The 24435-nt window shown below is 63.3% G+C and carries 24 protein-coding genes; 15 read left to right on the top strand and 9 right to left on the bottom strand.

All coding sequences use genetic code 11. The features are described from left to right. The first annotated feature begins 150 nt into the window (after nt 1-150). The 9 genes from JOF42_RS12255 to JOF42_RS12215 all read left to right on the top strand — a co-directional run bounded on the left by JOF42_RS12255 (nt 151) and on the right by JOF42_RS12215 (nt 8080). Nucleotides 151-750, top strand: coding sequence for a hypothetical protein (locus JOF42_RS12255; protein ID WP_210098099.1), 600 nt, complete (start codon nt 151-153; stop codon nt 748-750). Beyond that, nucleotides 750-1061, top strand: a complete 312-nt coding sequence (locus tag JOF42_RS12250) for a hypothetical protein (RefSeq protein ID WP_210098098.1) — start codon at nt 750-752, stop codon at nt 1059-1061. The genes JOF42_RS12255 and JOF42_RS12250 overlap by 1 nt, the downstream gene beginning before the upstream one ends. A 239-nt stretch (nt 1062-1300) precedes the next feature. Beyond that, nucleotides 1301-2134, top strand: a complete 834-nt coding sequence (locus JOF42_RS12245) for a helix-turn-helix domain-containing protein (protein ID WP_210098097.1) — start codon at nt 1301-1303, stop codon at nt 2132-2134. Nucleotides 2135-2302: 168 nt separating this feature from the next. Beyond that, complete coding sequence (locus tag JOF42_RS12240; RefSeq protein ID WP_210098096.1) at nt 2303-2530, top strand: hypothetical protein; 228 nt, start codon at nt 2303-2305, stop codon at nt 2528-2530. A gap of 342 nt (nt 2531-2872) precedes the next feature. Beyond that, nucleotides 2873-3502 (top strand): hypothetical protein, encoded by a 630-nt coding sequence (locus JOF42_RS12235; protein ID WP_210098095.1) that lies wholly within the window; start codon nt 2873-2875, stop codon nt 3500-3502. 195 nt (nt 3503-3697) lie between these two features. Next, the gene (locus JOF42_RS12230) at nt 3698-4063 is read left to right on the top strand and encodes a hypothetical protein (RefSeq protein ID WP_210098094.1); all 366 of its coding nucleotides are present in this window, start codon (nt 3698-3700) and stop codon (nt 4061-4063) included. Between the two features lie 580 nt (nt 4064-4643). Then, nucleotides 4644-4967, top strand: a complete 324-nt coding sequence (locus JOF42_RS12225) for a hypothetical protein (RefSeq protein WP_210098093.1) — start codon at nt 4644-4646, stop codon at nt 4965-4967. Beyond that, a complete protein-coding gene (locus JOF42_RS12220) occupies nt 4960-7722 on the top strand; it encodes a phage tail tape measure protein (protein WP_210098092.1) in 2763 nt (920 codons plus the stop codon). Before JOF42_RS12225 ends, JOF42_RS12220 begins: the two co-directional genes overlap by 8 nt. Before the next feature lie 214 nt (nt 7723-7936). Next, nucleotides 7937-8080, top strand: a complete 144-nt coding sequence (locus JOF42_RS12215; RefSeq protein ID WP_210098091.1) for a hypothetical protein — start codon at nt 7937-7939, stop codon at nt 8078-8080. Here the strand turns inward: JOF42_RS12215 and JOF42_RS12210 are convergent. From JOF42_RS12210 to JOF42_RS12190, 5 genes are all read right to left on the bottom strand, one after another. Continuing rightward, nucleotides 8070-9119: a DUF4062 domain-containing protein gene (locus tag JOF42_RS12210; protein WP_210098090.1), complete on the bottom strand. Its 1050-nt coding sequence runs from the start codon at nt 9117-9119 to the stop codon at nt 8070-8072. The genes JOF42_RS12215 and JOF42_RS12210 overlap by 11 nt on opposite strands. A 9-nt stretch (nt 9120-9128) precedes the next feature. Then, the gene (locus tag JOF42_RS12205; protein ID WP_210098089.1) at nt 9129-9728 is read right to left on the bottom strand and encodes a hypothetical protein; all 600 of its coding nucleotides are present in this window, start codon (nt 9726-9728) and stop codon (nt 9129-9131) included. Between the two features lie 995 nt (nt 9729-10723). Further along, a complete protein-coding gene (locus JOF42_RS12200) occupies nt 10724-11452 on the bottom strand; it encodes a hypothetical protein (protein ID WP_210098088.1) in 729 nt (242 codons plus the stop codon). 363 nt (nt 11453-11815) lie between these two features. After that, complete coding sequence (locus tag JOF42_RS12195; RefSeq protein WP_210098087.1) at nt 11816-12658, bottom strand: hypothetical protein; 843 nt, start codon at nt 12656-12658, stop codon at nt 11816-11818. A 65-nt stretch (nt 12659-12723) separates the two neighbouring features. Next, nucleotides 12724-13413 carry a hypothetical protein gene (locus JOF42_RS12190; protein ID WP_210099272.1) on the bottom strand — a complete coding sequence of 230 codons (690 nt, stop codon included), beginning with the start codon at nt 13411-13413 and terminating at the stop codon, nt 12724-12726. On the opposite strand from JOF42_RS12190, the gene JOF42_RS18295 reads away from it, so the two are divergent. After that, a complete protein-coding gene (locus tag JOF42_RS18295; RefSeq protein WP_210098086.1) occupies nt 13309-13668 on the top strand; it encodes a helix-turn-helix transcriptional regulator in 360 nt (119 codons plus the stop codon). The two genes, JOF42_RS12190 and JOF42_RS18295, sit on opposite strands and share 105 nt — an antisense overlap. A 164-nt stretch (nt 13669-13832) precedes the next feature. Here JOF42_RS18295 and ppgK read toward each other — a convergent pair whose 3' ends face one another. Continuing rightward, the gene (ppgK, locus tag JOF42_RS12180; RefSeq protein WP_210098085.1) at nt 13833-14579 is read right to left on the bottom strand and encodes a polyphosphate--glucose phosphotransferase; all 747 of its coding nucleotides are present in this window, start codon (nt 14577-14579) and stop codon (nt 13833-13835) included. Nucleotides 14580-14649: 70 nt separating this feature from the next. On the opposite strand from ppgK, the gene JOF42_RS12175 reads away from it, so the two are divergent. The 4 genes from JOF42_RS12175 (at nt 14650) to JOF42_RS12160 (ending at nt 20177) form a co-directional block, all read left to right on the top strand. Next, nucleotides 14650-14865 (top strand): SPOR domain-containing protein, encoded by a 216-nt coding sequence (locus tag JOF42_RS12175; RefSeq protein WP_210098084.1) that lies wholly within the window; start codon nt 14650-14652, stop codon nt 14863-14865. A gap of 2 nt (nt 14866-14867) precedes the next feature. Then, nucleotides 14868-16205, top strand: a complete 1338-nt coding sequence (gene glnA / locus JOF42_RS12170) for a type I glutamate--ammonia ligase (protein ID WP_042541155.1) — start codon at nt 14868-14870, stop codon at nt 16203-16205. A gap of 9 nt (nt 16206-16214) precedes the next feature. After that, complete coding sequence (locus tag JOF42_RS12165) at nt 16215-19190, top strand: bifunctional [glutamine synthetase] adenylyltransferase/[glutamine synthetase]-adenylyl-L-tyrosine phosphorylase (RefSeq protein ID WP_210098083.1); 2976 nt, start codon at nt 16215-16217, stop codon at nt 19188-19190. A gap of 69 nt (nt 19191-19259) precedes the next feature. Continuing rightward, on the top strand, nt 19260-20177 hold the full coding sequence (locus tag JOF42_RS12160) for a diacylglycerol/lipid kinase family protein (RefSeq protein ID WP_210098082.1): 918 nt from the start codon (nt 19260-19262) through the stop codon (nt 20175-20177). Here the strand turns inward: JOF42_RS12160 and JOF42_RS12155 are convergent. Continuing rightward, the gene (locus JOF42_RS12155) at nt 20164-21312 is read right to left on the bottom strand and encodes an AI-2E family transporter (RefSeq protein WP_210098081.1); all 1149 of its coding nucleotides are present in this window, start codon (nt 21310-21312) and stop codon (nt 20164-20166) included. The two genes, JOF42_RS12160 and JOF42_RS12155, sit on opposite strands and share 14 nt — an antisense overlap. 131 nt (nt 21313-21443) lie before the next feature. On the opposite strand from JOF42_RS12155, the gene JOF42_RS12150 reads away from it, so the two are divergent. Further along, entirely contained in the window at nt 21444-21944 is a 501-nt protein-coding gene (locus JOF42_RS12150) for a GNAT family N-acetyltransferase (RefSeq protein WP_210098080.1), read from the top strand. A gap of 47 nt (nt 21945-21991) precedes the next feature. Here JOF42_RS12150 and JOF42_RS12145 read toward each other — a convergent pair whose 3' ends face one another. Together JOF42_RS12145 and glnA (JOF42_RS12140) are read right to left on the bottom strand one after the other, a co-directional pair. Continuing rightward, nucleotides 21992-22810 (bottom strand): hypothetical protein, encoded by an 819-nt coding sequence (locus JOF42_RS12145; RefSeq protein WP_210098079.1) that lies wholly within the window; start codon nt 22808-22810, stop codon nt 21992-21994. Nucleotides 22811-22935: 125 nt separating this feature from the next. After that, the gene (glnA, locus tag JOF42_RS12140; protein WP_140037208.1) at nt 22936-24360 is read right to left on the bottom strand and encodes a type I glutamate--ammonia ligase; all 1425 of its coding nucleotides are present in this window, start codon (nt 24358-24360) and stop codon (nt 22936-22938) included. Nucleotides 24361-24435 lie beyond the last annotated feature (75 nt).

Genomic DNA, 24435 nt, shown 5'->3' with positions numbered 1-24435 from the left:
GTTTCGGATCAAGCCGGAAGTGCTAGCCGGGATACTCCCACACTTGCACTTCACCAAAACACGTCGCGGACGCGAAACCATCCGCGCACATAAGAAGAAAGCCCCCACCGGCCAGGGTGAGGGCGAAGTCACATCAAAGGAGATTCGAAAATGACTGTCGTAATCAGCGTACAGCACGCCACTGAGACCAGCACCTCGAGCTGGTACCAAGACCCAGCGATCGGGCGAGAACTGCGCTTCCTCGCTGAGCGTGGAGTGCAGATCAAGACGGCAGCCGAGTACTTCGATGGGCAGCCGGGACCGCACGGCGAACGGTTCCTCAGCCTTGAGTTCCCGGTCGACATCGATCTCACAGTGTGGTTCGACGACACCCGCAACATGTGGCGGCTCGAAGTCAATACGTGTGACGTGCGTCCGTGTGACACCGCGGCGCAGGTCGCACAGGCCGCGAACATCGCCGAGGCCGCGCGGGTGTGCAGGGACTTCAATAACCGGATCATCCGCCAGACACGGCGAGATGGCAACGCACTCATCACCACCGAGATCAACGCCCTACTCGCAGACCGCGAAGTCGACGTGTTCGACCTCGGACGAGCAATGGACCTCACACCAGGGGCGTTGGCTTCGAAGCTCGCGGGCCGCACCGGGTGGACAGGCGCCGACCTCCTCAGAGTCGCGAACGTGATCGACCCCGACGACCCCGCCGAAATCTTTCAGCGGCTAGCCAAGCTGATGTCCAGGGGTGCGTGATGCAAACGCTGAATCACCCTCAAGTCACGGTGGTGAACGAGGATGCGGCGAGATTCTGTGACACGCATCCAGCGCTCATCGAGAACGCTCCACGATGGGCTCGGCACATCATCTTCACCGAGATCAGCGACGACGGTGGGGCAATGTTCCGCTACGAGTTCCAGGACGACAAGTTCACGGTCATCGAGCAATGGCGCGTCGCGGCTGATGGATCGCTGATCTACGGCCTCAACAACGACAACGAACCAGAGATCCTTTGCCACGACGACGCGCTCTTGGATCTCGTGACCGCATACATCGACGCCCTCTAAGACTCGGTGCCCTCGTTTCGACCAGGGGCACCGTGCCATCTCAACTGAACATCCGACCCCGAGGAAGGGGCACACATGGCTGACAAACCGAAGGAGACCGCCGCACAGAAGCGGATGAAGGCGTTTCGCGAATCACAGTCGCTCATCGCAGCAGCTCGACAGCGGGCGAAGGGCGGTGACGCATGGCACGAACAGACGGATTCGTCAGAGTCCCCAACTGGCTCCTAGACGATCACCCGATGAACCTCTATGAGCTGACGGTATACACCGTCCTGCTGAGGTTCAGGAACCCGAACACGGGCACATGTTTTCCGGGCATGACCACAATCGCGGATCTCGGGCGCATGTCTCTCAAGAGCGCGGAGAGGGCCGTCAGGGGACTTGAGGAGGTGCACGGAGTGATCACGGTGGATCGCCGCTCGACCATCACCAACAACCAACCCAACATCTACACCGTGGCGCTCCCGGCGAAAGAACGTCCTGCTGGCCTCTCCAAGAAGAGCGCTCGTGGCACACGCATCCCACGTCGGGCCAAACCCACAGACTCCGAGTCGGCGGGTAAGCGCGCAAAACAGCTCGACTCAGCACCTGCTGAACACGGCGTGAGGTTCGCACCCACAGACTCCGAGTCTGACCCACAGACTCCGAGTCCGCGCCCCCCACAGACTCGGAGTCTGTCTAACGAGACCAATGAGAAGAAGACCAATGAAGAAGATGTAACACTCACTTTCTCCGAAAGCGAGCATGAGCCTTTTTCATTCGATCTCCCAGACATCAACGGAGCCACCGAAAAGCAGGTCGCATACCTCAAAGACCTCGCCATCCACATCGGATACCGGACAGGCGGCGGCATCCCCAACGAAACGCAATTGCAACGGTGGCGGAAACTCACCCGCGACGAAGCCGACAACCTCATCTACCGGTACAAGAAAGAAATCGGCAGACCCGACGACGCCGAATACTACCCAGAACCCAGCGACCCCGAATACGACGCACTGAGCGCAGCGGGTCAAGCATTCGCAGACTCATTGGGAGACCCCGACAGTGTGTACGACTACACAAAACACGCGTAAGGAGGAACAGCGCATGAAAGCGCCCGCACCGCTGAACCTGAAAGCAATGTCGTCCGCGTGGGATGACCCCGTCGCCTTCGCTCGAGAGCTCAACCGGTACTACTCCCAGCTCGAAGCATCAGGACAACGACTACCCACGCACGACTGGACCGAACGAAAGGAGACCGCATGAGTCTCACAACCAACCCCATCGACACGCTCACACGCCTTGGCATCGACACAACCATGTGGGCCGCACGAGAAGCACACGCCACAGACGCCGTGCACTACACGTTCGGACACCTATCGCCCGCCAACGTCCTCGCACTAGCCCACCTCACAGCCGAGGGCAAGTGGGACATCAGCATCAAAGAGCACTCCCGCGGCATCCGCGTGATCTTCCGGAACCGCAGATGATCAGGCCGGCGCTGCTCTGCGATACCTGCCCCAACGTCTTCACTGCCGAACGACGACACTGCACCAACTCAGAGCTCACCCGACAAGCAACAACAGCCGGGTGGGCGTCGACCAAAGACAGCGAAGGTCACTGGTCGAACACGTGCGACGAATGCACATCCAGCAGAAAGGTCACAACATGACCGATACCGACGCCAACCCACGACCGGCGCCACTCACTCGGCACGACCTCAGAACGATTACACCCGAAGAGATCGTCGCAGCGTACGAACAAGGCAACCTTGCCCACCTCACAGTCCAAGGCAAAGCACGCCAACTTGGACCGACGAACCAGGAGAAATCATGACCACCACGAACACCGCGACCGACATCGAGACCGCAACACGAGCAGCGGGCGAAGCCGACGAGCGAGTCGACGCCATCCGAGCATCGATCCGCACCGGCAACACGAAGATCAAACCCGGCGACCTCGAATCAGCAGAAGCCGACGCCCGCCTCGCGCACCTGCGGATTGAGAGCATCGAAGCCGCGGCCCTTACCCAGACCGAGCTGGACCGCCTCGAAGCCATCAGCGCAGTGAGGGCCGAGATCGAAGCCGCAATCGACGACCCCACCCCATTTGTCGAAGCCCTCCGTGCAGTCGAGAAGGCGTCCATTGCCTGGATCGAACTCAACGAAGCACGAGCTGCAGAGATGCGGGGATGGCGTAAGCGACTCCGCGACCTCGGCGTCAATGAGGTGAGACGAGGTACCACCGCGCCCGAAGCATCCGGCATCGCACCGCTGCTCTCAAACTACGCAGGCCTCGACATCCTCATCGACACCGGACACATCGGATCGGTAGACGCAAGCGAATACCTCACCGCACTCACGACACTGCCAACCGCGGCAATCCTCCACCCCGAACGCCGGCCCGAAGACCTCTACGCGCGACTCGTGCGAGAACTCGGACACGTACCAAACAAGAACTAGCCAACGCACACGCGGGGCCAGTCGACACGAACTCGACTGGCCCCGCGGCATGCCCCGCACACAAAGCACCCACCCCAGGGGGCACCCCCACCAACCCATACCGGCTAGGAGTCGCCGGAGAGGGCAACTTTTGGTCGGTGCTTGGAGGGTCTGGTTTTTCGGGGCTTTGGAGGCGCAAAGGAGAAGAGGTTTCGGATGGATGAGAACGAGGATTTGCCCCCGGAGGGGCTGGGAGCGCGTGGGCTTGCGTTCTGGGATGCGTTGACGGGGCCAATGGTGTTCTCCGTGGCGGAGCGTGAGTATCTGATTGAGGCGTGTCGCACGTTGGATCGGATCGATGATCTGTCGGAGCAGGTCACGACGGATGGTGCGGTGATTGCGGGTTCTATGGGGCAGAAGATCTTGCACCCGGCGATCGCTGAGGTTCGCATGTTGCAGGCGTCTTTCCTGCGGCTGGTAGGTGCGTTGAATCTGCCAGAGGACAAGGCCGCGTCTGAGAAGTTCCGTACGCGGCGCGCTAAGGCGGGCGCAGCGGCCCGACACGGCCTCAAGGCGGTGTGACCCCGTGGCGTACTGGAAGGAGCCTGAGGGGCCGCAGGAGGCGTCTGACGGGCGCATACGTGCCCGCGAGCGCTTCAGGATACTTCAGGAGTGCGAGGACGGACTACGGGCGCTCCCTGTCAGTGAACACCGGGCGTTCCTCAAGGCGTTGTACGCGAAGTACCCGCCCTATCCGGGGGGCAGTACGTGTGCGTGTCTGCGTTGCGCTGGTGGCACCCGGTGAGGGTGTGCGCGGTGGCGGGTTGTCCGGCCCTGTACGACGACAAGGTTTCGAAGTGTCCTGAGCATCGTCGTGAGGCGCGGCGTGCCCGTGTCGATAACAAGGTGTATGGCACGAAGGGGCATCTGCGGTTCCGGTCGGCTGTCTTGTCGCGCGATTACATCTGTGTCATTGACGGGTGTTTTGATTTCGCGACGGTAGCCGACCACTACCCACGTACACGGCGCGAGCTGGTCGAGTTGGGTTTAGATCCAAACGCTCCACAATACGGGCGCGGTCTATGCGCCCCACATCACAATCAACATACAGCGGCCACCTCGCCAGGAGGATGGGCCGCATTTTTATAGCAAGGGGTCACGCATGGACGACAAGTTGACGGCGAATCGGGCGGTCGTGGATCGGTTGGTTGAGGCATATGCCAATCGCGCCGGCTCAGAGGACACCCGCCGAATCATGGCAGAGGTGGTTGACGCTTTCGACACAGTCGACGACGCAATTCGAGGGCTGGCGCTTTTAGTTCTCACTGCGGCGGAGCGGGCGGCGGATTACTCCACGCCGATTGATATTTGGGATCCAGAACGTCGTATAGACACGAAAAAGGCCGTGCGTTTGGGCGCACAGGCACAAGACGCTTTTCGGGCGTTGGCTCGAGACATGAAAAAGAGGGGGGTGCCGAATGGCTGAACGCGTTACCGCTGTAATCCTTGAGGCGGATATCTCACAGTTTGCCCGCGCGATGAATCAGGCTGCTGATTCGACGAAGCAGGTTTCGGACGAGGGTAAGAAGCTTGCTGAGACGCATCAGGCGATGACACTGCTGGGCACGGGGATGCTGGCTGCTGGTGCGGCGATTGCGGCTGGTGTGGGTGTCGCTGTGATGAAGTACGCGGAATTCGACGCTGCAATGTCGAATGTTGCGGCTACGGGCGATGATGCCCGCGCGAACATGGATGCGCTGCGGGAAGCGGCCCTTGATGCGGGCGCGTCAACTGTGTTCTCTGCGACTGAGTCTGCGAATGCGATCGAGGAGTTGGCGAAGGCTGGCCTGTCGGCGAAGGACATTCTGGGTGGTGGTCTGAAGGGCGCCCTGGATCTTGCGGCTGCTGGTGGGCTTGAGGTTGCGGATGCTGCGGGTATTGCTGCTACTGCACTGAAGGTGTTCAACCTGCGTGGTGAGGACATGTCGCATGTGGCGGATCTTCTGGCCGCGGGTGCCGGTAAGGCGATGGGTGACGTGTCGGATCTGTCGGCGGCTCTCGCTCAGGGCGGTCAGATTGCGGCTCAGACGGGCCTATCGATCGAAGAGACCACGGCGACTCTGGCGGCGTTCGCTTCCCAGGGTCTGCTGGGTTCGGACGCCGGTACGTCGTTCAAATCCATGCTTCAGCGCTTGACGCCGCAGTCGAAGGAAGCCGCGGACAAGATGAAGGAACTGGGGATCAGCGCCTACGACGCGTCGGGGAACTTCGTCGGAATGGAGAAGTTCGCGGGCAACTTGCAGACCGCGTTGAAGAATCTCACCCCGGAGCAGCGAAACGCGGCCCTGGCGGTGATCTTCGGGTCGGATGCTGTGCGCGCCGCGAGCGTTCTGTACAGCGAAGGCGCGGACGGCGTTCGAAAGTGGACTGAGGCTGTCAACGATCAGGGCTATGCGGCTGAAACCGCGGCGCAGCGACTCGACAATCTGATTGGTGATTGGGAGGCGTTTACGGGCGCCCTGGATACTGCGTTCATCACGATGGGTGAGGGTCTTGATGGGCCTCTTCGTGGGCTTGTGCAGGGACTCACCGGCCTGGTGGACGGCTTCAACGATCTCCCCGACGCCGGTAAGCAAGGCGTTCTGTGGATCGGCCTGGTGACTGCGGGGGTGGGGCTGCTTGGCGGAGCTACTCTCATTGCGGTTCCGAAGCTTGCCGCGTTCAAGATCGCACTACAGACGCTTGGCGTCTCGGGCGCATCAGCACTCTCTGGCATCTCAAGGTTTGCTTCGTTCCTGGGCGGACCGTGGGGTATCGCTCTCGTGCTTGCTACCGGCGTCGTGACGGAGCTTGCTACGGCTCAGGCTCGAGCTCAGGAGCGCGCGAAAGCGTACGCAGACACGCTCGCGGAGGGAACCCAGAAGGTCACCAAGGCAACGCGTGAACTCATCGCGGAGAACATCACCGCCAAGGAGGGTGCGTTCCTGTGGCTCGAGGGCAACTCTGCTGCGGACGCTGCCAAGGATCTCGGGATCTCGCTCGACACGGTGCGCAAGGCGATTGAGGGCAACGCGGACGCGCTCGATGAGGTCAACTCGAAGACTCAGGCGGCGATCGACGGCTACGACTTCTGGAATCAGGAATCCATCAAGCTGAACAGTTCGGCGGTGTACCTGCGCGACAACATCGAGAAGGAAACGGGCGCTCTCGATCAGGCAGCTCAGGCAGCTCGGGAGAAGGCTGAGGCAAACCGTGAGAGCACATCAGCGACGGACGATGCGACCGCTGCGACCGAAGATTTCGAGGCCGCTACTCAGGCTGCTGTGGGTGAGCTTGAGGACATGGTGCAAGCGCTGCTGAATGTTGCCGGTGGAGCAAAGGACATGACGCAGTCTCACGATGACGCGTTGGCATCGATCAATGCGCTGGTGGAGGCTGCTGCTGTTGAGGGCGCTTCTCTGACGGGCACGAATGATGCGTCGATCCGGTTCCGTGATTCGATTCGCGAGGTAGAGCAGGCGCACCTTGACTCTGCCGTGGCCATCTTGGAGAACGGTGGGACTCTCGCTGACGCCCAGGCTGAGTGGCAGCGCGGTCGAGACAAGATCATCGAGATGGGCGGGGCGCTAGGCGAATCGAGTGAAGCAGCTGTCGCGTGGGCCGATCAGAACCTTGGGTCGGCTGCTCAGGTGACGCAGGCAATGGGGAATGTCTCTGCATCGATCAACAACGTCCCAAAGAACCCGACAATCAACCTCACCCTGACCGGCACGTCTGCCGTCTACACCGAGCTGATGCGTGTGCAGGCTGCTCTCCGGAGTGTGACGGGTAACCAGTCGTTGCATGTCTCGACGGGTCTCGGTGGTCAGGGTGGTCTTGTCGCCGGGAATGAGAACGGTGGCCTGTACTCGTATAAGGCGTTCGCTAACGGTGGCATGAGCTCGGGTATCTACCGGGGCGGCGCGGAGATCCACAAGTTCGCTGAGAAGACGCTCCCCTGGGAGGCGTACATCTCTCCGAAGTCGGATCAGAAGCAGCAGAACTATGGGACGTGGCTCGAGGTAGGCAACCGTCTGGGGTTCAACAACAGCGGCTCTGGATCACGCGCGGCAGCCGGTCCGACGTACAACTTCAACGGTGATATCTACGGGCAAGACCCGGGAGAGATCGCCCGCGAAGTCAACACTCTGGTGAGACGCGCAAGCACCATCTCCGGTGTGCGCGACTCAGTAGGAGACTGACCCGAGGTGTACAGACACCTCAAGGCCCGTCCTGGTTTTCGGCTAGGGCGGGCCTTTCTTGTGTGAAGAGGGCGCGGTACGGTCAGGACATATCGACTCAGTGAAGGAGGCAACGGACATGACAAACGACTACGCGACAGCTTGGGACGCGCTTGGGCGAGCGATTGGGGCTGCTCAGGGGCACTCATCGGGCTCAGTCGATGAGGTTGAGCACATGACGATCGATCAGCAGCTCAAGGTAGCTGAGATCGCCGCGCTCCTTTCCATTGCGCAGGAGATCTCTTCGTTCAACCCGAACAACACCTACTCCTACCGTGACGGCAAGAAGATCAACGGGTGGGGCGCCGTCATCGAGTAGCTCCGAGGCTCTCGCTCGGAGTCGCTCGCAACGAGACCACGTAGTCGTCCCCCGCCGGTGTGAGCTTCCAATATACGTTGCGGTCGTTGATGCCTCGTGGTCGAGTTCCGATGGTAATAACGCGCAAGGCACGCAACTGCACGATTATCGAACCCCAGGAGCTGTCCGAGACGCTGACCTCGTGGTCTTCCCAGCCGAGCGTCCAGCCGCCGTCCGAGTCTTCTAACAGCTTGGTGACGAGGTACTTCTCCAATCGCCTCTGGAGCGCGGGTTCGGGAGCCTCATCGATCATGAAGGGTCCGAGAACTTCGACAATCTCGTCCCACGTGCAAGCCAAAGTACCGTCTTCTTCCTCTTCTCCTGTTCCGTAGGCATCGAAGCCGCTGTGGTGAATCGAGATCTCCATCCGTTCGCTGCCGTGGGCGAAATCTGTATCCAGCCGTCGCTCGTTCGCGTTCTGGTTCTCGATCTCTTGCATCTCGAGCGTGGCGATCTTCGCTTCGAGCTCTGCTATCCGGATTCGAGTCTCAGAGGTCATAGCTTGGTCGCCGCGCACCCATCCGGGCCTCGGGTGAGTTTTGAAGAGGTGCATGAGACCCCGAGTGACCTTGGAACCAAGGTCTTCCGCGTTCTTCCAATCCTTCGTCATCCGTTTCTGAACCTTGGCGCGGAATGCATCAAGTTTCGCGGCCGCGGCATCGTTTCGGTCGGTCTTACCTACGGGAATGCTGTCAACGTCGGCCGCAACAAATCCGAGAACGGGGAGTCCCAGTTCAACGGCGTAGTCGTACTCCTTCTCGGTGAAGCTGAGTCCCTCCTCAGTCACTGACCCGTATCTGCCGGCGAGGATCACGAGGTAGTAGTCGCTCTGCTCGATGACCCCCTTGATTAGGGTCCATTGGTCGTCGTTACCCGCAGGGAAGAGTTCCATCCCGGCAGGTACAGAGTCCATCTCCAGCAGTGCTTGCATCACCTCGCGACGCTCGTCGATGAGGTCAGTGAAGGTCGAGCTGACGAAGACTTGATACCGCTTATCCATGCATGGATGCTATCGACGGATTCGGCAATCGGCGTCTAGGTGTGCGCGCCTGGCTGCGGGCCGGTTCCTACCAAGCGAAAGCATGTGCCACCAGGGTTGCCGTTCCTTGACCGCAGCTTCGGCGAGGCGTCGTGCCTCCGCAGCTTCGCGTGCACGCGTTTCGATCATTGCCTGCTCGACCTCTTGCTCAAGCGCGATCAGCGCGGCATTGCGCTCGATTATCTGATTCCAGATCGGTATCAGACCGGCTGAGATAGCTCCTGCACCGATTACGATCACGAAGAAGAGAGTCAGAGTGTTGGACGGGGCTCTATCTCGCGCAAGTAATAGCAAAGCCGCGACCTCGACGACTACAAGGGAGCCGGCTAGAGCGGACGTGATTACGATGCCCACGCCCCAACGGCGCAACGCAGTGTGCAGCCGCCACCCCCAGTAGACGGCCCAGGGCATCGACTGTCGCAGATCTTCTCGCGCTTTGCGTAGTGAGGGCAGGGCATCGGCGTGGGTGTACTTGAAGACACGTGCTTCAACCACGAGCGCAAGCAGCAGAACAGGAACGATCTGGGCGACTGTCGCCACGAAGGTTCGGTCGCTTTCAGAGATGGGCACGCTATAAGTCTGGCCCACGCGGGTGACGACTCCTACTCTTCGTCACTGAGTGCGTAGACAGCGTTGCCCCACACCCAACATCGAAACGTATGATCTCCCGCCCTGAACTCGATTCCAGCGGCAAGTGGTGTCGAACGTACGACCTTCGCGTCAACGCAGATCGGCTCTGGTCCGAACCTCACCCACGCGCGAACACGGCGCTGTGCAGCGTGCGGGTAGACCGTCACCGGCACCTCTCTAATGCCCAGTTCACGGTCGGTGAGCGACTGAAGCGGTCCGTGTTTTGATGCTGCGATGATCGCCTGGTGTTGCGCCTGCATGTCGTAGTACGGGGCTAACCGCTTGCTTGTCCCCATGCCGGCGCCCCTCCTCCGGCCTGGATCGAGGGTACCAAAGTTCGAATCTATGTTCTATATCCAGCAGTTATAGAGTCACCCTTACGATTAGCTAGTCTGACTAGTAGTGTGATGATCAATCACCTTCTCTCGCGGGACCCGCTATCCCAATCTCGGGCCCTAATCACCACGGTCGGGCGTCACCCCCTGCGAGCTACCGCGACCATTCGCATCTTCATGCGCGACTAAGCGTGACAAGATCGCACGTCGGTCTAGCGGCAACCGACACCCCGTGCCATCCTTGACCCGTCGTGTTAAGGGTGGCCCCATTTTTCTGAACAAACTGAGGCCCGCGACATGGAACCTGACTCGCACGACGTACCCGAGGATCAAGCCACCCCTGACGACCACAAGCGTCAAGCGAAGCTGCGTGAATCGCTGGAAGAACGGGAGTCACTGCTCCGCGAGAAGAGTGTCAACGCTGATGTCCGCGAGGCGCAGAGGATCATGCGCTTCAAGTAGCTTGCGCGTCTGGACCGCGCCCCTCGAATCACACACGGGCATCTCTACGGCTGGCGGGTCCAAGGAACCGAAGAGGATGGTCTGTCGCTCGCTCTCAATGTCTACAAGGGCGAGGACTGGTCGGCACGTCCACCGCTGTCACGACTGGGTTTCCTTTGCATTCGCTTGCGCATCACCACTTAGGTTCACGCGAAGATCGGCACGTCCGATCTCCTCCGCCACGCTCATGGCATTGCGAAAGCGCTTGACTTCTACGTCCGTCAGATCAGCTCCTGTGGTCAGCGTGCGCATCAGGTCGTCTACCTCACCTTCTGCAGCCACAAGAGATGCGGCATCACTCAGCAGAGCCACGAACCCAGCCCATTCAGCATTGATTTTGTCAGCGCTCGCGCCGCTCTTCGAAAGCTCCACCACCCGCCGCGAGACCGAGATCAAGGCGGTGAGCCGCGCCGAGCGATCTCGACGCCTGGCGTCGTCGAATGCTCTTCCTACCTCGCCCTCCAACTGGCGTAATCGCCTGCGCCGCACGCCAGCTGGGGAGAAGGAGAAGTCCGCAATCATTGCTTGGATGAGCGGGCTGGTCGGCACGACCACGAGCACAACGAACGAGAACCAAAGGGCCTGCGAAGTCCAATCTCTCAGCGCAGGAGTGGCATCTGGCTCTCTCAGCCCCTGGAGAGACGAGGAGAACGCATACACCAGAGCAAACAAAGTGAGGGTGTACATCACCGCGGTGACCATCCGCCCCCATCTATTGCGAATGGACAGCGGGTTCTCGGCAATGCGGGTGTACATTCCGCGAACTTCGAGAACCAGCGCAAGGGCCAAGACGGCGGCTAATTGAGAAGTCGCGCTCCAAAATTCCACCCTTGACCATAGCGCGCGGTGAGGCGACCGCCGCAAGATCGCAGTCTCGTTACGACGAGGCCACAGCTAGCGGGTGCCGACTTCAATGGGCCGCGTGAGCTCGACACGCACGGTCCGGTCGAGTAAGCGGGCTTGTGTTTCAGCCACCTAGCTTAGAAGCGCGCGGTCCGGCGGGGTGAAATCGTGGCGCTCTTCTCGCCTGAGACCCATCGCAACAGTGCTCGGCGTCGAGCGTCTTGAACCCGTTCGGGAAGCGCTCTTTCAGCGAGGACAGCCTCAACCGCGTCCTGGTAGGCCTGCGCCATCTCAGGAGATCGGAACTCGCGTCCATCGACGATAGTGCTCATGCGTACCCCCTTCGAGTTAGATCTTACTCCGCGATCCGGACACTGCGAGGATTGCGCGTCGCTCGGCCGTCGTAAGCGTCAGCCCCTCGGCAGCAGCGAGGATTCTCGCCATCACAACGATGTTGTTGGCGTCCTCTCGAGAGAGCCCCTCCGGCTCGAGCGTGTTGGCGGTCAGCATCCCAAAAGCGATACCCCCGGCGCGTACAGGAGCTGACACGTAACAGTGATAGACGCGGTCTGGGACCGTTACGCCCGTGCGGAGGAGAGCAGTCTCAGCTTGATCGATGAGATCAAAAATCTCGCGATCAGCAGGGTCACTCTCAGCAAACAGCGAAGTGAACTCGTCAGTGCGGTTCTGCTGCGAAACAGGCTTGGGATGCATGACCCTGGACTCGACTGACAGGTCATCGACACGAAAGTATGCAAGCCGTGGCGCATCGTTCCGTATCAAGTCCGATGTCCTGTCAATCAGCTCCTGGCGAAAGCCGCTGATCTCCGCACGGCGGGCCGCGACCTCCATCGTCGAGAGCTGCTGCAGGGATTTCAGCATAGGGAGAAAGGCACCGTTCGTGGCGGTGGCGATGCGAATCCTCTCGGCTTCGAGAAGCTGTTCGACCGTTCGTACTTCGCCTTCCCTAATCCGCTTTACCCAGTCATCGACGAGCCAGATCACGAAGGAGATGACGGCGGTTGCGATACCCCACCACAAGGTCCAGCTGCGCAGTTCAGGAAACTCCGGCGAGTTGCTCGCATTCAGCCCGCTGAGTGCCGTCGCCACACCGAGTCCGAGCGCGATCAAACGCAGAGTGACCGTCAGAGCCTTACTCGTCACAAATCGATCAACCCGAGATTCCGTCACGACGCCGAGGATGCCACAGATTCCGAATCCCCGCTCGCCCCGAGCGACAGCGCATGCTCTCGCACCTACTGCTCAGTCGACTCAAGGGTGATGACCATGTCACTTCCACGGTCGGGGTGATAGGACCACGCAGCTGTGATGCCATCCCAGGACTCGGTCTGGCGTCCATCCATAGACGTCGTCTGCTCAAGGTGAGAGATAACGCTTGACGGTGTATCGAGTTCGCGCAGGATGCAGGCTTGAGCTTCGTATGTTGCACCGTTCGAATCCTCTTCGCCACGGACATCGATCGTGAGCGTGCGATCCTCGTCGGCAAGCGTGGTCCCCACGGGTGAACCGCAAGAAGAATACGCATCGGAGAGCCGGACGTCATCTTCTGGCGCAGCGGCACCGCCACCAAGCAATGCTTGAACGACAAGCGTGCCACCAATACCCAGGACGATGCCAGCGACACCAATCCCTGCAAGGAACGGCCATCCAGGTCGGCTCTGCGGCGAAGCCTGGACGCCCGAAGGTTCGACAGTCTCGGGCACCGAATTGGGCGCGGACGCAAGTTGATCGTCGCTCATGAGCCGAACGTAGCGCACGCAAGCCCGCTCGGGCGCCTGTGCGCCATACGACTCTCCGGAGCGAAGCGATATCTTCACGCCATGAGTAAGGCAATGGATGCACTGGTGAGCGAGATCGTCGACAGGGTTGCGCGGGAAGTGCTGGCGCAGATTGAGATTCCGCCCCCACAGTGCGCCTGTGATCATCGCCCACCTCCGGTCGGTGTGTACACGACCAAGCAAGCCGCTGCATACTGCGGTCTCTCTAGCGCACAGTCGCTGTACAACTTGATTAGTGAAGGCGAAGGCCCAACGTACTTCAAGCAGGGGAGACGCAACGCGTTCTACGAAGCTGATCTAGATGAGTGGAACAGATCGCGGCTTGTGCCGGCGCCAGCGAGCCCAGGGTCAGTCCGCGGAGAGTCCGCAGAACTCCCTATCCGCTCCAGCCCTTCCCGTTAGGTACCAATAAGGAAAGAGCAGATCACAAGACGTAAACCGTATCTGACAACCAGCGCCAACATCGCATGATCAGAACCCGGCGTACAGGTCGGCCCATTCGCCCAGACATGCAGAAGGCCCCGCCGATCCGGCGGGGCCTTCTTCGTCGTGGTCGAGGATGTCGTTCAGTCTCCGGCGAGCGACGCCGCGCCGATGATGCCCGAGTTGTTGCGGTGGATCGCGGGGACGATGGGCGTCTTGAGGTCGAGCAGCGGCAGGAAGTCTCCCGCGTTCTTCGACACGCCGCCGCCGACGACGAACAGGTCGGGGCTGAACAGGAACTCGATGTGCGAGTAGAACGCCTGCAGACGCTCGGCCCAGTCGGCCCAGCTCAGGCCTTCGCGCTCGCGTGCCGATGTCGCCGCGTACGTCTCCACCGACTCGTACTTTCCGAAGTTCAGATGACCGAGCTCGGTGTTGGGCAGGAGTACGCCGTCGTAGAGGAACGCCGAGCCGATGCCCGTGCCGAGGGTCGTGAGGAGCGTGAAGCCGCGCACATCGCGGGCCGCGCCGTGGCGGGCCTCGGCGACGCCGGCGGCATCCGCGTCGTTCACGAAGACGATGTTGCGGCCGAGACCGTCGCGGAAGAACCGCTCGGCGTCGAAGTCGACCCATTCCTTCGAGACGTTCGCGGCCGAGAGAGTCTTGCCGCGCTTGACGATCGCGGGGAACGCCACGCCGAGGGGAAGAGTCGAGTCGTGCACGTCGAGGGTCTTCAGGACCGTCTTCACGGCCTCCAGCACGTCCTGGGGCGATGCGCCCTCCGGCGTGGGGACACGCACCCTGTCAGAGGCCATGATGCCGTGCTCGAGGTCGACGATGCCTGCCTTGATACCCGTGCCGCCGATGTCGACGCCGATCGCTTTTGCCATGGTCGATAGCTTAGCGACCGTCGTCAGCGCCAGTAGGATCGATGACACCACGTGATGAAGGGGATCTGCCATGTCGAACGGCGATGAGAAGTACTGGTACAACCTGGAGACCGGTCAGGTGGAGTTCGGCATGATCTCGCCGTCCGCCGACCGAGTCGGACCCTTCGACACGGAAGCCGAGGCGAGCCGTGCGCCCGAGAAGCTCCAGGAGCGCTCGCGCGCCTGGGCCGACGAGGAAGCAGCCGAGAGCGGCTGGGACGCCGGCATCGGCAAGGGCGCAGAGTGACCATGGACAAGCAGAGGGATTTCGTCCTCCGGACGATCGAGGAGCGCGGCGTCAAGTTCGTGCGCCTGTGGTTCACCGACGTCATCGGCACGCTCAAGTCCGTCGCCATCGCCCCGGCAGAGGTCGAGGGCGCATTCGCCGAGGGGATCGGCTTCGACGGCTCCGCGATCGAGGGCCTGACCCGCAGCTACGAGTCCGATCTGCTCGCGCAGCCCGACCCCACGACCTTCCAGACCCTGCCGTGGCGCGGTGAGATCGACCCCACCGCGCGCATGTTCTGCGACATCACGACGCCCGACGGTCGCCCGGCGGTCTCCGACCCCCGGCACGTGCTCAAGCGCACCCTGGCCAAGGCTGCGGACGCCGGCTTCACGTTCTACACGCATCCCGAGATCGAGTTCTACCTGCTGAAGTCGTCGTCGTTCGGCCCGGAGGGCCCTGTACCCGTCGACTCCGCCGGCTACTTCGACAATGTGCCCGGCGGCACGGCGCACGACTTCCGTCGTCGCTCGGTGCGGATGCTCGAAGATCTCGGCATTTCCGTCGAGTTCAGCCACCACGAGGGCGGCCCCGGTCAGAACGAGATCGATCTCCGCTACGCGGATGCGCTCACCATGGCCGACAACGTGATGACCTTCCGCACGGTCATCAAGGAGGTCGCGATCGAGCAGGGCGTCTACGCGACGTTCATGCCGAAGCCCCTCAGCGGTCATCCCGGAAGCGGCATGCACACCCACATGTCGCTGTTCGAGGGCGAGCGCAACGCGTTCTACGAAGAGGGCGCCAAGTACCAGCTCTCGAAGACGGGTCGTCACTTCATCGCCGGCCTGCTGCGGCACGCCAACGAGATGGCTGCCGTCACGAACCAGTTCGTGAACTCGTACAAGCGACTCTGGGGCGGCGACGAGGCGCCGAGCTTCGTCACCTGGGGTCACAACAACCGTTCGGCGCTCGTGCGCGTCCCGATGTACAAGCCGAACAAGGGCGGCTCGTCTCGTGTCGAGTACCGCGCGCTCGACTCGGCGGCCAACCCGTATCTCGCCTACGCGCTCATGCTCGCTGCAGGACTCAAGGGCATCGAGGAGGAGTACGAGCTTCCTCCCGAGGCCGAAGACAACGTGTGGTCGCTGAGCGATGCCGAGCGTCGCGCGCTCGGCTACTCGGCGCTGCCGGCGAGCCTCGACCATGCGCTCGAGTACATGGAGAGCTCCGAGCTCGTCGCCGAGACGCTCGGCGAGTCGGTCTTCAACTACGTGCTGCTCAACAAGCGCAAGGAGTGGGAGGCCTACCGTGGCCAGGTCACCCCGCTGGAGCTGAAGAACAACCTCGAGCTCCTCTGAGAGTCGCGCATGGCCCGTTCGGACGACTCCGTCTCTCTTTCCGCGCTGGCCAGGCTCGGTTTCGCCGAGCTCAGCGAGGCTGCGGCCAACCTCGCTGAGCTGGCGGCCCTCCTCGGCATCGATCGGTCGATCCTGCTGGGCGAGGCCGACGGTGCCGACCCCGATGCCGCGGTCGAGGGCATGCTCCGTGTCGCACGTCGCGACGCGGCTCCGATCGCCGCCCTGTTCGCCGACCCGGGTTCGCGTCAGCGCGTCTGGCGGGTGTTCGGCGCGTCACAGGGATTCGCGGACTTCTTCCTGCGACACCCCGACGAGATCTCGGTGCTCGGCGAATCGACGGTCGCCCTGCCGTCTGCAGAGACTCTGCGCGAGCGGATGCTGGATGCGGTGGGTGCGCGCGACGGCTTCGCCGAATCCGGAGACGATGCGGCGATCGTGACGCTGCGGGTCGCGTATCGGCGCAATCTCGCGGTGATCGCCGCCTTCGATCTCACCGCGCACAGCCCGGTGCGCATCGTGGGCGACGTGGCGGCGGCTCTCGCCGACATCGCCGGTGCTGCGCTCGAGGCCGCGCTCGCTGTCGCACGCCGTCGTCTCGCCGACACCCTGAGTCGTGAGCACGTCGCGGCGACGCAGCTCGCGATCATCGGCATGGGCAAGGCCGGTGCGCGCGAGCTGAACTACGTCAGCGACGTCGACGTGATCTTCGTCGGCGGCACGAAGGACGAGGAGACCGTGTCGGAGGCGCGGGCGATCGACATCGCCACGCGTCTCGCACGGGAGACGATGCGGGCACTCAGCGGGATCGAGGTCGAGCCGCCCCTGTGGGAGGTCGATGCGGCCCTGCGCCCGGAGGGCAAGCAGGGCGCTCTGGTGCGGTCCCTCACGTCCCATCTGGCGTACTACGACCGGTGGGCCAAGAGCTGGGAGTTCCAGGCGCTGCTGAAAGCACGACCCCTCGCGGGCGACCCCGACCTCGGGGCGGAGTACATCGCCGCAGTGCAACCCAAAGTCTTCTCCAGCGCAGCTCGGGAGAACTTCGTCGACAGTGTGCAGCGCATGCGCGAGCGGGTCATGGAGCACATCGACCCGGAGGATGCTCCGTACCAGCTCAAACTCGGCTCCGGCGGGCTTCGGGACATCGAGTTCACCGTGCAGCTCCTGCAGCTCGTGCACGGCCTCACAGACCCGCGTCTGCGCACGCGGGGGACCCTGGAGAGCCTCGACGCCCTCGTCGAGGGCGGGTACATCGGTCGGGCCGAGGCGGCGTCCTTCGCCGACGACTACTGCGTCCTGCGACTGATGGAGCACCGACTGCAGCTCACCGAGCTCAGCCGCACCCACCTGATGCCGCGCACTCCGGCCGGGCTGCGCGTGCTCGCCCGCAGCACCGGTCTCGGAGAGTCCGGCGAGGCGATCTGGGCCCGGTGGGAGAGCGTGCGGCGAGAGGTCCGCGACATCCACACGCGGCTGTTCTATCGCCCGCTGCTCAGCGCCGTGGCTTCGCTTCCCGAAGAGGAGCGCACGCTGTCGACCGCTCAGGCGCACGACCGCCTCATGGCGATCGGCTTCCGAGACCCCGCCGGCGCGCTGCGGCACATCGGCGCGCTGACCACGGGCCTCAGTCGCAAGGCGACGATCCAGCGGCACCTCATGCCGGTGATGGTGCGATGGTTCGCCGACGGCAGCGACCCTGACTACGCCCTCGTCGCGTTCCGCAGGATCAGTGAGCGACTCGGCGACACCCCGTGGTTCCTTCGGATGCTGCGAGACTCGTCGGGCGCGGCCGAGAGCCTCACCCGACTCCTGTCGTCATCGCGGTACGTCGGCGAGTTGATGGAATGGATTCCCGAATCCGTCGCCTGGCTCGACAGCAGCGAGCTGCTCCGCCCGCGCAGCGGCGCCGCCATCGACGAGGAGGCGCGAGCGATCCAGACCCGGCACACGAGCGTCGGTGATGCGCTGCAGGCCGTTCGCGCGCTGCGGCGCCGCGAGCTGCTGCGCACTGCGATGGGCGGGGTGCTCGATGTGCTGACGATCGAGCAGGTCGCCACCTCCCTCACCGAAATCACCGACGCGACGATCCAGGCCGCGCTGCGAGCCGTCCGCCGCGAGCTGGTCCCCTCTGAAGACGAAGCGCTCGACTTCGCCGTGATCGGGATGGGCCGTTTCGGCGGAGCGGAGCTCGGATTCGGGTCGGATGCCGACATCCTGTACGTGTACGACGCGAACGGCGTCGATCCGCAGCGGGCGCAGACCCTCGCGACGCGCATCGTCTCCGGGCTGCGTGAGCACCTCACCGACCATCGGGTGCCGCTCGATCTCGATGCCGACCTGCGACCGGAGGGGCGGAACGGCCCCGTCGTACGCTCCATCGAGGCGTACGCGGAGTACTACCGGCGCTGGTCGCTCTCGTGGGAGGCGCAGGCGCTTCTCCGCGCGCGCGGCGTGGCCGGCAGCACCACACTCATCGAGAAGTTCACGGCCCTCGCCGACAGCATCCGCTATCCGGCCGAGATCGATCTGCAGGGGACCCGGGAGATCAAGCGCATCAAGGCGCGCGTCGAGGGGGAGCGGCTGCCCCAGGGCGTGGATCCGAGACGCCATCTGAAACTCGGCCCCGGCACCCTCAGCGACGTCGAATGGCTGGTGCAGCTGCTCCAGCTGCAGCACGCGCATGAGGTGCCCGAGTTGCGGACGACCTCGACGCTCGCGGCCCTCGATGCCACCGTCGACGCCGGGTTCGTTCCGGCGGAATCGGCCGATCTGCTTCGCGAAGCATGGCTCCTCTCCAGCCGCCTGCGTTCTGCGATCACGCTGTTCACCGGCAAGACGAGCGACGTGCTGCCCACCGACCCACGTGAACTCGATGCGATCGGCCGACTGCTCGGCTACCCCGACCGCTCGGCGAGCGTGCTCGACGACGACTACCTCGGCGTCACCCGACGTGCCCGCCGTGCCTTCGAGCAGCTCTTCTACGGGTAGCGGTTTCGTCTCCCGTCAAGGGATGGCGCGTCGTTTGCCTTTTGGGGGCGGTTCCCACAGGCTGAGCCCATGACGATCTCGAAGCTCGGTGTGATCTGGAACCCCTCCAAAATCGATGAGGACAAGCTGCGCGCCGCCGTGTCCGACACCTTCGCCGATTCCGAGGTGGAGTGGTGGGAGACCAGCGTCGACGATCCCGGTCGCGGAATGGCGACGCTCGCGGTCGAGGCGGGTTGTGACGTCGTGGTCGCGGTCGGCGGCGACGGCACCGTGCGAGCGGTCGCAGAGGCGCTCGCGGGCACCGAGACGGCGCTGGGCATCGTTCCGCAGGGAACAGGCAACCTCTTGGCCCGTAACCTCGAGATCCCCCTCAACAACATCCCTGCGGCGCTGAAGCGCGTCCGTGACGGCGAGCCGAAGAAGATCGACATCGGTTGGGTCGAGCTCGACGGCACCGAGCACGGGTTCGTCGTGATGGTGGGCTTCGGCATCGACGCGCAGATGCTCGTCGAGACGGATGACGACCTCAAGGACAAGGCCGGCTGGCTCGCGTACGTCGAGGCCATGGGCCGCGCCCTCGCCGGCACGGAGATGACCGACATCACGGTGACCCTCGACGATGGCGATGCGCAGGAGCTGCGCGGGCACACCATGCTGATCGGCAACTGCGGCATGGTGCAGGGCGGCATCCGCCTGCTTCCCGACGCCGTCCTCGACGACGGCCTCCTCGACATCCTGCTGGTGAGTGCCGACGGGCCGCTCCAGTGGCTCGACACCGTGCGCTCGTTCGTGTGGGAGAACGGCATCCGGCGCATCCTCGGTGGCGTCGACGAGGCGGTCAGCACCGACTCCACGCGCCACATCTCGGCCGAGAAGGCGACGATCGAACTATCGTCGCCCCTGGCGTTCGAGATCGACGGCGAAGAGGTCGGCGAGGTCTCGAAGTTCTCCGTGCGGGTCCAGCCCGCGGCTCTCACCGTTCGCTGAGGGTCCCCGGCGGCACGACCTTGCTGTCCTGAGTGGGGAAGACGACCTTCTGCACGATGATGATGATGCTGGCGGCGACGGGGATCGCGACCAGCGCGCCGAGGATTCCGCCGAGCGCGCCGCCGGCGACCGCTGCGATCACCACGAGGGCGCCCGGTACAGCGACCGCCTTGTTCATGATCCGCGGCGACAGGATGTATGCCTCGATCTGCATGTACACGAGGTAGTAGATGAACGCGATCAGCGCGGTGACGGGGCTGACGATCAGGCAGATCAGCGAGTTGATGATCGAGGCGCTCAGGGTGCCGACGAGCGGGATCATCGATCCGATGAAGGCGATGAGGGCGAGCAGCGCCGGAACCGGTGCGCCGATGATGCTCAGCACGATGAGGCTGAGGATGCCGTTGACCAGCGCGAGGCTGGCCTGACCGATCACGTAGCGTCCGACGGCACCCGAGACGTCGTCGAGCAGACCGCTGAACGTGTCGCGCTGGTACGCGGGGACGAAGCGTGCGGCCACGCCCTTCATGCTCCGCAGGGATGCCATGAAGTACAGGGTGAGGATCAGCACGATCGTGACGCCGGTGAATCCTCCGGCGATCCCGGCGCCGACAGCGAAGACTCCGCCGCCGATGTCGGCGAGGTTGCCGGGGTCCTGGAGGAACGACAGGACGCCGTTCGCGGCATCCTCGAACGTCGAGCCGAACTGCGCGTTGAGGTCTTTGAACCACCCGGACGCCATGATGTCCTTGACCATCTGCGGGCCGTTCTCGATCAGGTTCGCGACCTGCTCCACGAGGATCGGGACGATCGCGAGGATGATGCCCGCGAACGCGAGCACGACCCCGGCCACGACGATGGCGACGGCCGCAGGCCGCGGCAGCCTGCGATCGAGGAACGAGACGATCGGATCCAGGCCGAGGGCGAGGAAGATCGCCACCCCGATGTAGACCAGCACGGTCGCGAGCTGATTGACGATGCCGCCGAGCATCAGGGCGACGAGCACGCCGAGCGCGCCCAGCAGACCGTACATGAACGGGTTGATGCGGGCGATGGCTGCGGCAGCGGTCTTGGGCTGTGCCGGGGGAGTCTCGGTCGTATGCCTCAGCTGCTGCTTCTCGGTCTTCCGGCGCATGGCGTCGTCCCCTCTGTTGATCCCGACCTCTCAGTGCACCACCCGGAGCCCTTCGAAGCAAGCGCGACACGGGCACGGTCGGGCGTAAGAGCCGGGTGTGGGATGTCCGAGGTCTGTGAGATCGTGCGGAGATGGAGACTCTCACGCTCAGACCGTGGTCCGACGGCGACCGCGATCTGCTCCGCATCGCGAACACACCGGAGATGACAGAGCACCTGAACGGGGTCGAGACCGAGCAGCAGCTCATCGAGCGCAACGAGCGGTACCTCCGCCTGTGGCGCACGGGTGAGGCCAGGATGTTCGTCATCCAGGACTCCGCGCAGCGAGCGCTCGGGTCGATCGGCTACTGGCGTGCGGACTGGCGTGGCGAGCCCGCTTTCGAGACCGGCTGGTTCGTCGTGCCGGAGGCCCAGGGGAGGGGCGTCGCCTCACGCGCCCTCGGGCTCCTGATCGACGACGCTCGGGAGCACCGCAACGATCGACGATTCCTCGTCGCGTTCCCCTCGATCACGAACCCGGGGTCCAACGGCGTCTGCAGACGAAGCGGTTTCGAGCTGGCAGGCACTTTCACCGAGGAGTTCCGCGGCGCCGATCTGACGATGAACGAGTGGGTGTTGGATCTGTCTCGGTGAAGACGCCGGACGAGGGCACCGTCAGATCGCCCTCGGCCGGAACACCGTCAGCCGCTCTCATTTCGACCACGACGCCGACGCCTGAGCGGTGCGCCGAGAGAGGCGGAACGCAGACGGCTCCTCGGAATCCGTGTACGAGCTCGCGGCGGCTCCTGCGTGCGGGCATCCGATGGTGCGTCGAGGCGGATCTCGGACTCGAGCCGCGCTGCTTTCTCTGCGACGAAACGGGTGTGGCGCCGGCGTCCGACGAAGACCCCCAGCAGCACGGCGCCGAGGGTGAACACGTGCAGCACCAGCCCTTCGAGGTAGAAGGGGATCGCGTCCGGTGCGCCGATCGAGCTCAGGGTCACGACCAGGATGACGACTCTCGCGGCGACCATGCCGAGAACCGCGACGCTGGCCATCGCATAGGGTCGCGGGCCGAGATAGTGGCTCGCGTAGGTCGCCATCAGGAACGATGCGACGAAGATGGCCAGGACGACGAGCCACCCCACCCCCGCAGGTGCATCCGGCGGAACGATCGCGACGATGAGCACGCCGAGGGCCGAGTCCACGGCGAGTATCGAGACGGCGAGGAGCAACACCACCGAGGAAACGGGACGACGAAGTTCGCCGTGCTGCAAGCGCCGAAGATCAGCGCTCCTGTCCCGACGTGCACGAGTGCCGACCAAGCCGATGACCGCGGGGATCCCTGCGGTGGCGCTGACGATCACCCCGGTGATGTCACTGCCAATCCCGAGGAGCGAGCACAGGAGCGTGGCGGCGATGCCGGCGCCGACCGCGACGAGCGCCAGCACATGGCCCTGTCTGCTCTGCGCCAGGGCGGCGGCGTCGTCCATCGAGATCACCCCCAGTGTGATGAGCAATGGTCGACCCGCGGGTCCATGGATGTCAAGGCCTGGAGATCCGCGCGCGCGATTCGAAACAGACGAAGGCCCCTCCGCGCGCTCGATGATCGAAGCGCGGAGGGGCCGAAGCCTGGTCGGTGTGCTTAGACGCCGAAGTACAGCTCGTACTCGAACGGGTGCGGGCGCTGAGCCATCGGCAGGATCTCGTTCTCGTACTTGTACGAGATCCAGGTCTCGATGAGCTCCTCGGTGAACACGCCGCCCTCGAGGAGGAACTGGTGGTCGGCCTTCAGGGCCTCGAGCGAGTCCAGCAGGGAGTTCGGAACCTGCGGGATGTTCTTCGCCTCCTCAGGGGGAAGCTCGTAGAGGTCCTTGTCGACGGGCTCGTGCGGCTCGATGCGGTTCTTGATGCCGTCGAGGCCGGCCATGAGCTGCGCGGCGAACGCGAGGTACGGGTTGCCCGAGGCATCCGGTGCGCGGAACTCGATGCGCTTGGCCTTCGGGTTGGAGCCCGTGATCGGGATGCGGATCGCAGCCGAGCGGTTGCCGGCCGAGTAGACCAGGTTGACCGGAGCCTCGAAGCCCTTGACCAGACGGTGGTAGCTGTTCAGGGTCGGGTTCGTGAACGCGAGCACCGCGGGAGCGTGCGCGAGCAGGCCGCCGATGTACCAGCGAGCGATGTCGCTGAGCTGGCCGTAGCCGGCCTCGTCGTAGAACAGCGGCTTTCCGTCGTTCCACAGCGACTGGTGCGTGTGCATGCCCGAACCGTTGTCGCCGTAGAGCGGCTTCGGCATGAAGGTGGCGACCTTGCCCCACTCTTCGGCGGTGTTCTTGACGATGTACTTGAACTTCAGGATGTCGTCCGCCGAGTGCACCATGGTGTCGAAGCGGTAGTTGATCTCCTGCTGGCCGGCGGTGCCGACCTCGTGGTGCGAGCGCTCGAGGATGAATCCGGCGTCGATCAGCTTCAGGGTGATGTCGTCGCGCAGGTCAGCGGTCTTGTCGACCGGGCTGACGGGGAAGTATCCGCCCTTGTACGGGGTCTTGTTGGCGAGGTTTCCGCCTTCTTCCTCACGACCGGTGTTCCACGCGGCCTCTTCGGAGTCGACCTTGTAGAAGCTCTCGCCGGCGGTCACCGAGTAGCGCACGTCGTCGAAGATGTAGAACTCGGCCTCGGGGGCGAAGACCGCGGTGTCGGCGATGCCGGTGGAGGCGAGGTACTTCTCGGCCTTCTTGGCGACCTGACGCGGGTCCTTCGAGTAGATCTCACCCGTGCGCGGGTTGTAGATGTCGAACACCATGACGAGGGTGCTCGCCTCACGGAAGGGGTCGACGTAGGCCGTGGTCACGTCCGGGATGAGCTGCATGTCGGACTCGTGGATGCTGGCGAATCCGCGGATCGAGGAGCCGTCGAACAGCTGGCCGTTGACGAAGAAGTCCTCATCGACGGTGGAAGCAGGAATGTTGAAGTGCTGCTGGACACCAGGGAGATCAGTGAATCGGATGTCAAGGAACTTGACGTCGTTCTCCTTGATGTAGGTGAGCACCTCGGACGAATCTTTGAACATGTACGACTCCTGGATTGCGGATCGATGGCTTCACGGCCATTGTGCACAGTACGTGCGGGGCGTTACCCCACGGTA

This window comes from Microbacterium phyllosphaerae (genome assembly GCF_017876435.1).
Classification (GTDB): domain Bacteria; phylum Actinomycetota; class Actinomycetes; order Actinomycetales; family Microbacteriaceae; genus Microbacterium; species Microbacterium phyllosphaerae.
The sequence above is the reverse complement of the archived record's forward strand: the minus strand, read 5'-3'. Positions and strand labels throughout refer to the sequence as shown.

Excerpts from the sequence above, each read along its gene's own strand:
- JOF42_RS12255 (WP_210098099.1), top strand. The coding sequence starts at position 151 with ATGACTGTCGTAATCAGCGTACAGCACGCCACTGAGACCAGCACCTCG.
- JOF42_RS12250 (WP_210098098.1), top strand. The coding sequence starts at position 750 with ATGCAAACGCTGAATCACCCTCAAGTCACGGTGGTGAACGAGGATGCG.
- JOF42_RS12245 (WP_210098097.1), top strand. The coding sequence starts at position 1,301 with ATGAACCTCTATGAGCTGACGGTATACACCGTCCTGCTGAGGTTCAGG.
- JOF42_RS12240 (WP_210098096.1), top strand. The coding sequence starts at position 2,303 with ATGAGTCTCACAACCAACCCCATCGACACGCTCACACGCCTTGGCATC.
- JOF42_RS12235 (WP_210098095.1), top strand. The coding sequence starts at position 2,873 with ATGACCACCACGAACACCGCGACCGACATCGAGACCGCAACACGAGCA.
- JOF42_RS12230 (WP_210098094.1), top strand. The coding sequence starts at position 3,698 with ATGGATGAGAACGAGGATTTGCCCCCGGAGGGGCTGGGAGCGCGTGGG.
- JOF42_RS12225 (WP_210098093.1), top strand. The coding sequence starts at position 4,644 with ATGGACGACAAGTTGACGGCGAATCGGGCGGTCGTGGATCGGTTGGTT.
- JOF42_RS12220 (WP_210098092.1), top strand. The coding sequence starts at position 4,960 with ATGGCTGAACGCGTTACCGCTGTAATCCTTGAGGCGGATATCTCACAG.
- JOF42_RS12215 (WP_210098091.1), top strand. The coding sequence starts at position 7,937 with ATGACGATCGATCAGCAGCTCAAGGTAGCTGAGATCGCCGCGCTCCTT.
- JOF42_RS12210 (WP_210098090.1), bottom strand. The coding sequence starts at position 9,119 with ATGGATAAGCGGTATCAAGTCTTCGTCAGCTCGACCTTCACTGACCTC.
- JOF42_RS18295 (WP_210098086.1), top strand. The coding sequence starts at position 13,309 with ATGAGTAAGGCAATGGATGCACTGGTGAGCGAGATCGTCGACAGGGTT.
- JOF42_RS12190 (WP_210099272.1), bottom strand. The coding sequence starts at position 13,413 with ATGATCACAGGCGCACTGTGGGGGCGGAATCTCAATCTGCGCCAGCAC.
- ppgK (WP_210098085.1), bottom strand. The coding sequence starts at position 14,579 with ATGGCAAAAGCGATCGGCGTCGACATCGGCGGCACGGGTATCAAGGCA.
- JOF42_RS12175 (WP_210098084.1), top strand. The coding sequence starts at position 14,650 with ATGTCGAACGGCGATGAGAAGTACTGGTACAACCTGGAGACCGGTCAG.
- glnA (WP_042541155.1), top strand. The coding sequence starts at position 14,868 with ATGGACAAGCAGAGGGATTTCGTCCTCCGGACGATCGAGGAGCGCGGC.
- JOF42_RS12165 (WP_210098083.1), top strand. The coding sequence starts at position 16,215 with ATGGCCCGTTCGGACGACTCCGTCTCTCTTTCCGCGCTGGCCAGGCTC.
- JOF42_RS12160 (WP_210098082.1), top strand. The coding sequence starts at position 19,260 with ATGACGATCTCGAAGCTCGGTGTGATCTGGAACCCCTCCAAAATCGAT.
- JOF42_RS12155 (WP_210098081.1), bottom strand. The coding sequence starts at position 21,312 with ATGCGCCGGAAGACCGAGAAGCAGCAGCTGAGGCATACGACCGAGACT.
- JOF42_RS12150 (WP_210098080.1), top strand. The coding sequence starts at position 21,444 with ATGGAGACTCTCACGCTCAGACCGTGGTCCGACGGCGACCGCGATCTG.
- glnA (WP_140037208.1), bottom strand. The coding sequence starts at position 24,360 with ATGTTCAAAGATTCGTCCGAGGTGCTCACCTACATCAAGGAGAACGAC.